The 12,095-nt window shown below is 71.4% G+C and carries 15 protein-coding genes; 5 read left to right on the top strand and 10 right to left on the bottom strand.

Annotated elements, in window-relative coordinates:
- Positions 1-65: 65 nt before the first annotated feature.
- Positions 66-917 carry a bifunctional hydroxymethylpyrimidine kinase/phosphomethylpyrimidine kinase gene (gene thiD / locus ASC60_RS05265; RefSeq protein WP_055548666.1) on the bottom strand — a complete coding sequence of 284 codons (852 nt, stop codon included), beginning with the start codon at positions 915-917 and terminating at the stop codon, positions 66-68.
- 16 nt (positions 918-933) lie between these two features.
- The gene (locus tag ASC60_RS05270; protein ID WP_055547317.1) at positions 934-1,902 is read right to left on the bottom strand and encodes a thiamine-phosphate kinase; all 969 of its coding nucleotides are present in this window, start codon (positions 1,900-1,902) and stop codon (positions 934-936) included.
- 137 nt (positions 1,903-2,039) lie between these two features.
- On the opposite strand from ASC60_RS05270, the gene ASC60_RS05275 reads away from it, so the two are divergent.
- On the top strand, positions 2,040-2,273 hold the full coding sequence (locus ASC60_RS05275; RefSeq protein ID WP_055547319.1) for an Lrp/AsnC family transcriptional regulator: 234 nt from the start codon (positions 2,040-2,042) through the stop codon (positions 2,271-2,273).
- A gap of 153 nt (positions 2,274-2,426) precedes the next feature.
- Here ASC60_RS05275 and ASC60_RS05280 read toward each other — a convergent pair whose 3' ends face one another.
- From ASC60_RS05280 to ASC60_RS05290, 3 genes are read right to left on the bottom strand one after another with little or no spacing between them, the layout of a single operon-like run.
- On the bottom strand, positions 2,427-3,599 hold the full coding sequence (locus tag ASC60_RS05280; RefSeq protein ID WP_055547321.1) for a D-alanine--D-alanine ligase family protein: 1,173 nt from the start codon (positions 3,597-3,599) through the stop codon (positions 2,427-2,429).
- Positions 3,600-3,633: 34 nt separating this feature from the next.
- A complete protein-coding gene (locus ASC60_RS05285; protein ID WP_055547323.1) occupies positions 3,634-4,635 on the bottom strand; it encodes an NAD(P)H-dependent glycerol-3-phosphate dehydrogenase in 1,002 nt (333 codons plus the stop codon).
- Complete coding sequence (locus tag ASC60_RS05290; protein ID WP_055547325.1) at positions 4,632-5,408, bottom strand: 1-acyl-sn-glycerol-3-phosphate acyltransferase; 777 nt, start codon at positions 5,406-5,408, stop codon at positions 4,632-4,634. The genes ASC60_RS05285 and ASC60_RS05290 overlap by 4 nt, the downstream gene beginning before the upstream one ends.
- Before the next feature lie 142 nt (positions 5,409-5,550).
- On the opposite strand from ASC60_RS05290, the gene cofC reads away from it, so the two are divergent.
- Complete coding sequence (gene cofC / locus ASC60_RS05295) at positions 5,551-6,228, top strand: 2-phospho-L-lactate guanylyltransferase (RefSeq protein ID WP_079038195.1); 678 nt, start codon at positions 5,551-5,553, stop codon at positions 6,226-6,228.
- A gap of 262 nt (positions 6,229-6,490) precedes the next feature.
- A complete protein-coding gene (locus ASC60_RS05300; protein WP_055547329.1) occupies positions 6,491-6,694 on the top strand; it encodes a hypothetical protein in 204 nt (67 codons plus the stop codon).
- A 99-nt stretch (positions 6,695-6,793) separates the two neighbouring features.
- Here ASC60_RS05300 and ASC60_RS05305 read toward each other — a convergent pair whose 3' ends face one another.
- The 4 genes from ASC60_RS05305 to leuC form a co-directional block, all read right to left on the bottom strand.
- Positions 6,794-7,381 carry an HU family DNA-binding protein gene (locus tag ASC60_RS05305; protein ID WP_055547331.1) on the bottom strand — a complete coding sequence of 196 codons (588 nt, stop codon included), beginning with the start codon at positions 7,379-7,381 and terminating at the stop codon, positions 6,794-6,796.
- A gap of 125 nt (positions 7,382-7,506) precedes the next feature.
- Positions 7,507-7,752, bottom strand: a complete 246-nt coding sequence (locus ASC60_RS05310; RefSeq protein WP_055547333.1) for a hypothetical protein — start codon at positions 7,750-7,752, stop codon at positions 7,507-7,509.
- 123 nt (positions 7,753-7,875) lie between these two features.
- Positions 7,876-8,469: a 3-isopropylmalate dehydratase small subunit gene (gene leuD / locus ASC60_RS05315; protein WP_055547335.1), complete on the bottom strand. Its 594-nt coding sequence runs from the start codon at positions 8,467-8,469 to the stop codon at positions 7,876-7,878.
- Positions 8,470-8,475: 6 nt separating this feature from the next.
- Positions 8,476-9,906 carry a 3-isopropylmalate dehydratase large subunit gene (gene leuC, locus ASC60_RS05320; protein ID WP_055547337.1) on the bottom strand — a complete coding sequence of 477 codons (1,431 nt, stop codon included), beginning with the start codon at positions 9,904-9,906 and terminating at the stop codon, positions 8,476-8,478.
- Between the two features lie 142 nt (positions 9,907-10,048).
- On the opposite strand from leuC, the gene ndgR reads away from it, so the two are divergent.
- Positions 10,049-10,765: an IclR family transcriptional regulator NdgR gene (gene ndgR / locus ASC60_RS05325; protein ID WP_055547339.1), complete on the top strand. Its 717-nt coding sequence runs from the start codon at positions 10,049-10,051 to the stop codon at positions 10,763-10,765.
- A gap of 37 nt (positions 10,766-10,802) precedes the next feature.
- Here ndgR and ASC60_RS05330 read toward each other — a convergent pair whose 3' ends face one another.
- The gene (locus tag ASC60_RS05330) at positions 10,803-11,285 is read right to left on the bottom strand and encodes a DUF4188 domain-containing protein (protein ID WP_199830877.1); all 483 of its coding nucleotides are present in this window, start codon (positions 11,283-11,285) and stop codon (positions 10,803-10,805) included.
- 107 nt (positions 11,286-11,392) lie between these two features.
- Here ASC60_RS05330 and ASC60_RS05335 point away from each other — a divergent pair, with 107 nt between their 5' ends.
- Complete coding sequence (locus tag ASC60_RS05335) at positions 11,393-12,040, top strand: MerR family transcriptional regulator (RefSeq protein ID WP_055547341.1); 648 nt, start codon at positions 11,393-11,395, stop codon at positions 12,038-12,040.
- Positions 12,041-12,095: the final 55 nt, after the last annotated feature.

Genomic DNA, 12,095 nt, shown 5'->3' on the forward strand with positions numbered 1-12,095 from the left:
CGAGCGGGATTCCGGTTGCCGAGGCCGGTCCACCATGACGTGGACCGGCCTTTACGCATGCTCCGCTACGGACCGGGCGGGGCGGTCAGCCAGCCGTGGTCGACCGGGCCGATGCCCGCGCCCAGGGGGAAGCCCGCGGCGATCGCGCCCGTGACGTACTCCTTGGCCGCCGTGACGGCCTCCGGGACCGCCATGCCGCCCGCGAGGTAGGTGGCGATCGCCGAGGCGAGGGTGCAGCCGGTGCCATGGGTGTGGCGGTTGTCATGGCGGGGCGCCCGCAGCCAGTGCTCCTCGGTGCCGTCGGTGAGCAGGTCCACCGCGTCACCCCGCAGATGGCCGCCCTTGATCAGCGCCCAGCGCGGGCCGAAGTCCAGCACCGCGCGTGCCGCCCGCCGCAGATCGCCCTCCGAACCGACCCGGATGCCGGTCAACTGGGCCACCTCGTCCAGGTTGGGGGTGGCGACGGTGGCGGTGGGCAGCAGCTTGGTGCGGACCGCGTCCAGCGCCTCGGCGACCAGCAGCGGGTCGCCGTGCTTGGAGACCCCGACCGGGTCGACGACCACGGGGGCGGGCAGCCCCGCCAGCAGCCCGGCGACGGTCTCGACCAGCTCGGTGGTGGCCAGCATGCCCGTCTTGACCGCCTGGACGCCGATGTCGTCCACGACGCTGCGGAACTGGGCGCGGACCGCCTCGGCGGGCAGTTCCCAGGCGCCCTGGACGCCCTGGGAGTTCTGTGCCGTCACCGCGGTGAGCACGCTCATCCCGTGCGCGCCCAGGGCCAGCATCGTCTTCAGGTCGGCCTGGATGCCCGCACCGCCGCCGGAATCCGACCCGGCGACGGTGAGGACGCGGACGGGCACCCGGTGGTCGCGGGGGACGCGGGGTGCGCCGGGCGCGCGGGGGTCATCGGTAGACATGGCCATATGGCCGAATCTACTCGGCGCCCTGGTCATCCCCGAAATGGTCCCAGCCCGCGTGCACCCAGGGCGCTCCGTCGACCGTCACCTGCGGCAGCGCCGACGGGTTGAGCACCTCGCCGATCACCTTCCAGCGGGCGGGCAGCTTCACGTCCGAAGGGAAGGTGGCCACGATCGCGTGGTCCTCTCCCCCGCTGAGCACCCACAGGATCGGGTCGACGCCCACCGCCTGCCCGATGTCCGACATCTGCGAGGGGATGTCGATGTCCCCCGAGCGCAGATCGATACGGACCTGGCTGGCCTCGGCGATGTGCCCGAGGTCGGCCACCAGTCCGTCGCTGACGTCGGTCATCGCGGTCGCGCCCAGTCCGGCGGCGGCCGGTCCCGCGTGGTACGGCGGCTCCGGGCGCCGGTGCGCCTCGACGAAGGCGCGCGGCGAGCGGAAGCCGCGCGAGAGCACCGCGTGCCCGGCGGCCGACCAGCCCAGCCAGCCGGTGACGGCGACAACGTCGCCCGGCCGGGCACCGGATCGGGTGACCGGCTCGTGGTTGCGCAGATCGCCCAGGGCGGTGATGGCGATGGTGATGGCGTCCCCGCGCACCACGTCGCCGCCGACCACGGCGGCGCCCGCCACCTGGCATTCGTCGCGGATCCCGTCCATCATCTCGGCCGGCCAGGTCACCGGCAGATCCGCGGGCACCACCAGGCCCAGCAGCAGCGCGGTCGGCACCGCGCCCATGGCCGCGATGTCCGCGAGGTTCTGGGCGGCGGCCTTGCGGCCGACGTCATAGGCGGTGGACCAGTCCCGGCGGAAGTGCCTGCCCTCCAGCAGGACGTCCGTACTGGCCACCACCCTGCGGTCCGGTGCGGCCACGACCGCGGCGTCGTCACCGGGCCCCAGCTTCACCGCCGAGGTGGTGGTGAGCCGGGAAGTGAGCTCTCTGATGAGCCCGAACTCCCCCAACTCGCCCACGGTGCCCTTCATCGCATTGCCCCTTCGTGCTCGTGGCCCTGTGCCCGCCGCGCCGCGCACCCCGCGCGGGTCTCCCCTCGCCGCGTGGCGACGCGGTACCGTGGCGTCCCTTCTCCCCACATGATCCTCGTAGCCGCCCTGGAGGTTCCGTGGTACAGGCGTACATCCTGATCCAGACCGAGGTCGGCAAGGCGTCGGCCGTCGCCGACGTCATCGCCAAGTTCCCGGGAGTGATACAGGCCGAGGACGTCACGGGTCCGTACGACGTGATCGTGCGCGCCCAGGCCGAGACGGTTGACGAACTCGGCCGCATGGTGGTCGCGAAAGTCCAGCAAGTGGAAGGGATCACGCGCACGCTCACCTGTCCGGTGGTGCATATCTGAATCCCGCTCCCCGCGTGCTCGGCCGGTGGGTTCCGCACACCGGCGCCGGGGACGTACGCCCGCGAGGCCGATGCTCTGATCGGCCTCGCGGGCCCCGCCGAGAAGACCGCTCCGGTGAGTGTGGTGTGACGGACGCGGGCCTGCCGGGCAGGCCTAGCGCAGCCCCGTGGAGCGGCGCAGCGCGGCCTGGATGAGCCGGTCCACCAGCTCCGGGTAGCTCACGCCGCTCTCCTGCCACATGCGCGGGTACATGGAGATCGGGGTGAAGCCGGGCATCGTGTTGATCTCGTTGATCACGAACTCGCCGCTGTCCAGCAGGAAGAAGTCCGCGCGCACCAGGCCCTCGCAGGACACCGCGTCGAACGCGCGCACCGCCAGCTCCCGGACCCGCTCGGTCTGCTCGGCGGTGAGCGGCGCGGGCACGACACCGGGGGCCGCGTCGATGTACTTGGCCTCGAAGTCGTAGAAGTCGTGGGTGGAGACCGGGGGGATCTCGGCGGGCACACTGGCCCGGGGCCCGTCCTCGAACTCCAGCACCCCGCACTCGATCTCGCGGCCGCGCAGCAGCGCCTCCACGATGACCTTCGGGTCGTGGTGCCGGGCGGTCTCGATGGCCTCGTCCAGCTGCTCGGGGCCGTCGACCTTGGTGATGCCGATGGAGGAGCCGGCCCGCGAGGGCTTCACGAAGACCGGCCAGCCGTGCTCACCGGCGAACTCGGTGATCCTGGCGCGGGCGGCGGCGGGGTCCCGCTCCCAGTCGCGGGGACGGATCACCTCGTACGGGCCGACGGGCAGCCCGAACGAGACGAATACCCGCTTCATGTACTCCTTGTCCATGCCGACGGCGGAGGCCAGCACCCCGGCGCCCACATAGGGCACGCCGGACAGCTCCAGCAGCCCCTGGAGGGTGCCGTCCTCGCCGTACGGGCCGTGGAGCATGGGGAAGACGACGTCGACGTCGCCGAGCGCCTTCGGCACCGCGCCCGGCTCGCTGTAGACGACCTCGCGGCTGCCCGGGTCGACCGGCAGCACGACCGACCCCTCCGCGGACTCGGCGAGCCGTTCGACGCTCGGGAGCTGCCGGTCCGCGATGGCCATCCGCTCAGGCGCGTCGGCGGTCAGCGCCCAACGGCCGTCCGCCGTGATGCCGATCGGCAGCACGTCGTACTTCTCGCGGTCGATGGCGCGCAGCACGGCCCCCGCGGTGACCACGGAAATGGCGTGCTCGGAGCTGCGGCCACCGAAGACGACGGCGACGCGCGGCTTCCGCGGCTCACCGGCGGAGGAAACCGGGGCAGGGGTTGAGGAAGGAGTCTGGCTGCTCATATCGCGTTGAGGTTACCTTGCGGTTCGGACGACGTCAGTGCCGCTCGGCCTTCGCGCTGCGCGACATCAGCTCTTTGAGCGCGACGAGCGGCTGTTTGCCGTCGTGGACGATGCCCACCACCGTCTCCGTGATCGGCATGTCGACGTCGTGGCGCCGGGCGAGAGCCAGTACGGACTCGCACGATTTGACGCCCTCAGCCGTCTGCCGGGTGACCGCGATGGTCTCCTCCAGGGTCATGCCGCGGCCCAGGTTGGTGCCGAAGGTGTGGTTGCGGGACAGCGGCGAGGAGCAGGTGGCGACCAGGTCGCCCATGCCCGCCAGGCCCGCGAAGGTGTGCGCGTCGGCGCCCATCGCCAGGCCCAGCCGGGTCGTTTCGGCGAGCCCGCGGGTGATGAGGGACGCCTTGGCGTTGTCGCCGAGGCCCATGCCGTCCGCGATGCCGACGGCCAGCGCGATGACGTTCTTCACCGCGCCGCCGAGTTCGCAGCCCACCACGTCGGTGTTGGTGTACGGGCGGAAGTAGGGGGTGTGGCAGGCGGTCTGGAGGCGGCGTGCCACGTCCTCGTCCCGGCAGGCCACCACGGATGCCGCGGGCTGCCGGGCGGCGATCTCCTTGGCGAGATTGGGGCCGGTGAGCACCGCGACGCGCTCCGCGGGCGCGTCGGCGACCTCCGCGATGACCTCGCTCATGCGCTTGGCGGTGCCGAGCTCGACGCCCTTCATCAGGGAGACCAGCACGGTGTCGGCGGGCAGCAGCGGGGCCCATGCGGCGAGGTTGCCGCGCAGCGTCTGGGAGGGCACGGAGAAGACGGTGAACTCCGCGTCGCGCGCGGCCTCGGCCGGGTCGGTGGTGGCCCGGACCCCGTCGGGGAGGCGGATGCCGGGGAAGTAGTCGGGATTGGTGCGGCCGGTGTTGATGGCCTCGACGACATCGGGCCGGCGGCCCCACAGCGTCACCTCGCAGCCGGCGTCGGCGAGCACCATCGCGAAGGCGGTGCCCCAGGAGCCGGTGCCGTAGACGGCGCAGCGCGTCACTTGCTCTCCTCTTCGGCCGCGGGGCTCTCGGCCACCGGGTGCGGGTGGTCGGCGATGTACGGCCGGTCGGCGGAGACCTCACGTACCCGGGCGGGCACCGGCTCGCCGCGGACCTCGGCGAGGAGTTCGGTGACCGCGGTCATGATGGTGTCGGTGGCCGCCCGCAGTACGTCGGCGGTGGGCTCCTGGCCGTAGTACTCGGACAGGTCCACCGGTGGGCCCGCGTGCACCTTGAGGGTCTTGCGCGGGAAGAGCCGGACCTTCTTCTCCCTGGCGTACGGCGGTACGGCCTCGTTGGCGCCCCACTGGGCGACCGGGATGACCGGCGCCTTGGTCAGCAGGGCGACCCGGGCGGCGCCGGTCTTGCCGCGCATCGGCCACATGTCGGGGTCGCGGGTCAGGGTGCCCTCGGGGTAGAAGGCCACGCACTCGCCCTTGTTGATGGCGTCGACGGCGGCCCGGAAGGCGTTGGCCGCGTCGGTCGACTCGCGGTAGACGGGGATCTGGCCGGTGCCGCGCAGCATGGTGCCCACGAAGCCGCCCTTGAAGAGGGCGGCCTTGGCGAGGAAGCGGGGCACGCGTCCGCTGTTGTACTGGAAGTGGGCGTAGGAGAGCGGGTCGAGATACGAGTTGTGATTGATCGCGGTGATAAAACCACCGTCGGCGGGAATGTGCTCCATTCCGTGCCAGTCCCGCTTGAACAGAACCACCAGTGGCGGTTTCACCATGACCGCCGCCATGCGGTACCAGAAGCCGATTCTGCGGCCGGACACTCGGAACATCCTCCTCTTGGACCCTGCTGACCTGCTGGCTTGCTGCCGTCCGGGCAGCCGCACAAGTGTCGCTCCAGGTACTCGGTCTGTCGAGGACACCGTAACCCCGCGACGTCCGGTGCGAGCCGGGCAGCAGGCGAGAATGGAGTCCGTGGGAAGAAACGCAAGCCCTGTGTTGTGGACGCTGGTGGTGCCGCTCAAACCCCTGTCACGGGCGAAGAGCAGGCTCTCCGACGCCGCCGGAGACACCCTCCGGCCGGGTCTCGCGCTGGCGTTCGCCAAGGACACGGTGGGCGCCGCGCTGGCCGGCCGGAGCGTCGGCGGGGTGACCGTGGTCACCGACGATCCGCTCGCCGGGCGCGAGCTGGCGGCCCTCGGCGCCCGGATCCTGCCCGATACGCCGGGGCGCGGGCTGAACGCGGCGCTCGCGCACGGCGCCCGGGCGGTCCGGGAGGACCGCCCCGGGGCCTTTGTGGCGGCGCTGAACGCCGATCTCCCGGCGCTGCGGACAGCCGACCTCGACCAGGTGCTCGAAGCCGCCGCGGGCTTCCCACGCGCCTTTCTGGCGGACGCGGCGGGCGTCGGCACGACCCTCCTCGGGGCGGCACCGGGCACCGACCTCGCCCCCGCCTTCGGGGGCGCCTCCCGGGCCCGGCACCGGGCGTCCGGGGCGTACGAGATCGAGCTGCCCGGGGTCGATTCGGTGCGCCGCGACGTGGACACCGGCGAGGATCTGCGGGCAGCGCTGGCGCTGGGCGTGGGCACCCACACGGCCCGGCTGTGCGGCGCCCCGCGGGCCGCGCCCCTGCCCGGCACGTAGGGGGTGTCTTGCGGATCAGGCCGGATCAGCGAGCGGCGTCTGGGGCAGGGGGCACCTCCCAGCGGTAGCCGGGGGAAGCGCGCAACCCGCCTGAGGAGAGCGCGGCGGCGCTGCGTGCGACGAGCGCGGGGCCGCGAGGTGCCACCCGCCGCGCGGCAGCGGCTGATGTCACAGCGGCGCCGGGAGCCCGGCATGATCCACAAGGCACCCCCAGGGGTGCCCCGGAGGGAGGCGGCGGGCGGTGCGGACTAGGCTGGCGGGTATGCAGGGAACGGCCTACACCTACGACCCCGACGCCCGCACGGGCAGTGTGCTGCTCGACGACGGCACTCCTCTGCCCTTCGACGCGGCGGCGTTCGACGCCGGGGGGCTGCGGATGCTGCGGCCCGGGCAGCGGGTGCGGATCGAGGTGGCGGGCGAGGGCGCCGAGCGGCGCGTCGTCTTCGTCACCCTGCAGACGTTCTGACCTCCCCGGCGGCGGTGCCGGGCCCGTGACGCACCGCGGGCCGGGCTCCCTCTTCGGAGCCCGGCCCGGCGCGTGAACGGTGCCGCTGCGCGGCGACGACTAGCGCTTCCTGGCGGTGGTGGACTTCTTGGCCGGGGCCTTGCGCGCGGTCGTCTTGCGCGCCGGGGCCTTCTTCGCGGTGGCCTTCTTGGCGGTGGCCTTCTTCGCCGGAGCCGCCTTCTTGGCAGTGGCCTTCGCCGCCGGGGCCTTCTTCGCGGGCGCCTTCTTGGCGGTGGCCTTCTTGGCGGTGGCCTTCTTCGCCGGAGCCGCCTTCTTGGCGGTGGCCTTCTTGGCCGCGGCCTTCTTCGCGGCGGCCTGGAGGCTGCCCTTGGGGGCCTTTTTCACGGCCACCTCGCCGCCTCGAGGCAGCTTCTTCGATCCGCTCACCAGGTCCTTGAAACCCTGGCCCGCGCGGAAACGGGGCACCGAGGTCTTCTTGACCCGCACACGCTCCCCGGTCTGCGGGTTACGGGCGTACCGGGCGGGCCGTTCCACCTTCTCGAACGAACCGAAACCGGTGACTGAAACTCGATCCCCGCCGACCACCGCGCGGACGATGGCGTCCAGTACCGCGTCGACCGCGTCGGCGGCCTGCTGTCGTCCGCCGACCTTGTCTGCAATCGCTTCTACGAGCTGCGCCTTGTTCACGTCTTCCCCTTCGGAGACATTGCCGGAACGAATGTGTTCAAGCTTTTTCGCACGTTAGGCAGATATATACCGCAAATCAAACACGAAACGGGCTAATCACCCTTGTGCCGCAACGCACTCGGTCGTCATGGACTTCGGTCGGAGTCGGGATCTTCGGGGAAACGGCCCTCGTCGAGGTCGTTCATCAACCGCTCCAGACGCCTTGCCGCGTCTGCGAGATCGTGTTTCGCCGCTGCCGTGATCACCAGCAGCTTCCGGGACAGCGCCATCCGTACGCCCTCCGGGACTTGCAGTGTGCGCACCCTTGTGTGCGCTTCCTTGAGCCGGTCGGCGACAAGACCGTAGAGCTCGAGTTGGCCGTCGCGTTCCATGCACTGATTGTGCCATCTGAGGCGAGTTGTCGCTTCACGGGGCCTCAACATGACGATGCGCCGCCAGTCCGAGGACTGGCGGCGCATCATGCCAAACCCGCTCTGTGCAGGGGAAACCGGGGGTCAGAGCACCGTCGTGCTGGGCTTGAAGGAGGGACGGCGAGCCTCGTACGCGACGATGTCGGCCTCCTCCCTGAGGGTGAGGCTGATGTCATCCAGCCCCTCCAGGAGTCGCCACCGGGCGTTCTCGTCAAGCTCAAAATCAGCCGTGATTCCCTCGGCCCGAACCTGACGGTCGACGAGGTCCACGGTGACCTCCGCGGTGGGGTCCGCCTCGACCAGCTCCCACAGCCGGTCCACGGTCTCCTGCGGCAGGAGGACGGTCAGCAGCCCGTTCTTGAGGGAGTTGCCCCGGAAGATGTCGGCGAAGCGCGAGGAGATCACGGCTTTGAAGCCGTAGTTCTGCAGCGCCCACACCGCGTGCTCGCGCGAGGAGCCGGTGCCGAAGTCGGGACCGGCCACCAGAACCGTCCCACCCTTGTGCTCGGGCCGGTTGAGGACGAACTCCGGGTCCTTGCGCCAGGCCTCGAACAGCCCGTCCTCGAAACCGTCGCGGGTGACCTTCTTGAGCCAGTGCGCGGGGATGATCTGGTCCGTGTCGACGTTGCTGCGGCGCAGCGGAACGGCCCGGCCGGTGTGCGTGGTGAATGCTTCCATGGCTGCTCAGACCCCCACGGGAACGGTGACGTCGGCGTCGGACAGGTCGGCGGGCGAGGCCAGATGGCCGAGCACCGCGGTGGCGGCGGCGACCTGCGGCGAGACCAGGTGGGTACGGCCGCCCTTGCCCTGCCTGCCCTCGAAGTTGCGGTTGGAGGTGGACGCCGAGCGCTCACCGGGGGCGAGCTGGTCGGGGTTCATGCCCAGACACATCGAGCAGCCCGCGTGCCGCCACTCGGCGCCGGCCTGGGTGAACACCTTGTCCAGCCCCTCCTCCACGGCCTGCAGCGCCACCCGCACCGAGCCCGGGACCACCAGCATCCGGACCCCGTCGGCCACCGAACGGCCCTGCAGGATCGAGGCCGCCGAGCGCAGGTCCTCGATGCGGCCGTTGGTGCAGGAGCCGACGAAGACGGTGTCCACCTTGATGTCGCGCAGCGGCTGACCCGCCGTCAGACCCATGTACTCCAGGGCCTTCTCGGCGGCGAACCGCTCGCTGGCGTCCTCGAAGCCTGCCGGGTCCGGTACCGACTCCGACAGCGGCGCGCCCTGGCCGGGGTTGGTGCCCCAGGTGACGAACGGGGCCAGCTCGGAGGCGTCGATGACCACCTCGCGGTCGAACACCGCGTCGTCGTCGGTGCGCAGCGTGCGCCAGTACGCGACGGCCGCGTCCCACTCCTCGCCCTGCGGGGCGTGCGGGCGGCCCTCCAGATAGGCGAAGGTGGTCTCGTCGGGGGCGATCATGCCCGCCCGGGCGCCCGCCTCGATGGACATGTTGCACACGGTCATCCGGGACTCCATCGAGAGCTTCTCGATGGCCGGGCCGCGGTACTCGATGACGAAGCCCTGGCCGCCGCCGGTGCCGATGCGGGCGATGATCGCCAGGATCAGGTCCTTGGCGGTGACGCTCTCGGGCAGCTCGCCCTCGACCGTTACGGCCATGGTCTTGAACGGCGCGAGCGGCAGCGTCTGGGTGGCCAGCACGTGCTCGACCTGGCTGGTGCCGATGCCGAACGCGAGCGCGCCGAAAGCGCCGTGGGTGGAGGTGTGGCTGTCACCGCAGACCACGGTGGTGCCGGGCTGGGTCAGCCCCAGCTGCGGTCCCACGACGTGGACGACGCCCTGCTCGACGTCGCCGAGCGGGTGCAGACGCACCCCGAACTCCGCGCAGTTCTTGCGCAGCGTCTCCAACTGGGTGCGGGAAACAGGGTCCGCGATCGGCTTGTCGATGTCGAGGGTCGGGGTGTTGTGATCCTCGGTCGCGAGGGTGAGATCGGTACGGCGCACCTGGCGTCCGGCCTTGCGGAGGCCGTCGAACGCCTGCGGGCTGGTCACCTCGTGCAGCAGGTGCAGATCGATGAAGAGGAGGTCCGGCTCGCCATCGGCGTGCCGGACGACGTGGTCGTCCCAGACCTTCTCCGCGAGTGTCCGTCCCATCGCTTTCCCTCCGGCCGGCCTCATCGCCGGCCCAACTCGTGTCGAGTGCGTGCCCTGGCCTGCGGGCCCGCCAGTTCCAGAGTGGCGGGTATCCCGGAAAATTGAACTTGCGTTTCACACTGTGAGACGCGAGTATCGTTTCATGGACAACTCTAGCGGCGTCGGCGTTCTCGACAAGGCGGCTCTGGTACTGAGCGCTCTGGAGTCCGGTCCGGCCACCCTCGCGGGGCTGGTCGGGGCCACCGGTCTCGCGCGCCCCACGGCGCACCGACTCGCGGTCGCACTCGAGCACCACCGGATGGTGGCGCGTGACATGCAAGGCCGCTTCATTCTGGGCCCGCGCCTGGCCGAGCTGGCCGCGGCGGCGGGCGAGGACCGGCTGCTCGCCACGGCCGGGCCGGTCCTCACCCACCTCAGGGACGTGACCGGGGAGAGCGCGCAGCTCTACCGGCGCCAGGGCGACATGCGCATCTGCGTCGCGGCGGCCGAGCGGCTGTCCGGACTGCGGGACACCGTGCCGGTCGGCTCCACCCTCCCCATGAAGGCGGGCTCGGCGGCCCAGATCCTCATGGCCTGGGAGGAGCCGGAGCGGCTGCACCGGGGCCTGCAGGGCGCCCGCTTCACCGCGACGGCGCTGTCCGGCGTACGGCGGCGGGGCTGGGCCCAGTCGATCGGCGAGCGGGAGCCGGGCGTCGCGTCCGTGTCCGCGCCGGTGCGCGGCCCGTCCAACCGCGTGGTCGCCGCCGTCTCGGTCTCCGGACCGATCGAGCGGCTGACCCGCCACCCGGGCCGCATGCACGCCCAAGCCGTCATCGACGCGGCCGCCCGCCTCTCCGACGCGCTCCGCAGGGGCAACTGATCACGGCGTCACGACGCCCACCGCACCCTCACACGTCCTACAGCGACAGCCGGTCGGCCGCGCGCTCGCCGCGGCGGCCGACCGGGACGACTCCGGTGGCCTTGGCCAGCCCGAACGCCGGCATGTCCCAGTAGATCGCCTCATGCGCACCGGCCGGCACGGCGTACGTCTCGTGCCAGATGCCAACCCTCCCCCGCCCCTCCCGCACCCGCCGGTTGAACGCGGCCCAGGCCGGGCGGTGCCCCTTGTCCTGCGCGGAGGCGTAGGCCAGCAGCTTCTCGTGCGAGTCCCAGTACTGGACGACGCACAGCACCCGGGGCGGGCCGGCCAGCAGCTGGTAGCCCAGCAACCCGCTCTCCTCGTCCCGGGACAGCTCGCGCAGCATCTTCGGCATGGCCGTGAACACCGGCCACCAGTCGCGCAGCGCGCGGAAGCGGTTGACGCGCATCCCGATGAGGAAGACGGTCACCTCCCCCTCGGCCTCGGCGGTCATACGGCCTTCGATCACATCGGCACCCATGGTGATCCCCTCGTTCCGGCGCCACGGTAGTCTTGGATAGTGAAGCTATCCAAGACTTGGATAGTGCCACTCTCCAAGAACGGGCGCAAGGGAAGGCTGTATACGGCATGCGACTGGCGGAGCTGAGCGAACGCAGCGGGGTGTCCACCGCGACGATCAAGTACTACCTGCGCGAAGGTCTGCTGCCGCCCGGCGAACGCCTCACCGCCACGAAAGCGGAGTACGGGGAGGAACATCTGCGCAGGCTGCGGCTGATCCGGGCGCTGATCCAGGTCGGCCGGATGCCGGTGGCCACCGCGCGCGAGGTACTGAAGGCCGCCGAGGACGAGTCGCTGAGCCAGCACCTGCGACTGGGGGCCGCGATCTGGGCGCTGCCGCACAGCCCGAGTCCCGAGCAGGGCGCCCCGGAGACGGCCCGCGCCCGGGAGCAGGCGGACGCACTGCTGGAGCGGCTGGGCTGGGCGGCCCACGACCGGAAGACCGAGACCCCCTCCCCCGCCTACGGGATGCTGGTGGAGGCCATCGCCTCGCTGGCCCGCCTCGGATACCCGCATGACACCGAGCACTTGCTGCCGTACGCCCGGCTGGTGTCCGAACTGGCCGTCCACGAACTGGATGTGGTGGAGACGCACGACACGCCCGGCGAGCAGATCGAAGCGTCCGTCGCCCTGACGGTGCTGTACGAACCGGTACTGCTGAGCCTGCGGCGGCTCGCCCACGCCGAGGAGTCCGGCCGCCGCTTCGACGAGGCATAAGGACCGGGGCACGACGAAAAGGCCCTCCGTGTCACCACGGAGGGCCTTCCCTATA

It is taken from the genome of Streptomyces sp. NBRC 110028, from assembly GCF_001417735.1.
Taxonomy (GTDB): Bacteria; Actinomycetota; Actinomycetes; order Streptomycetales; family Streptomycetaceae; genus Streptomyces.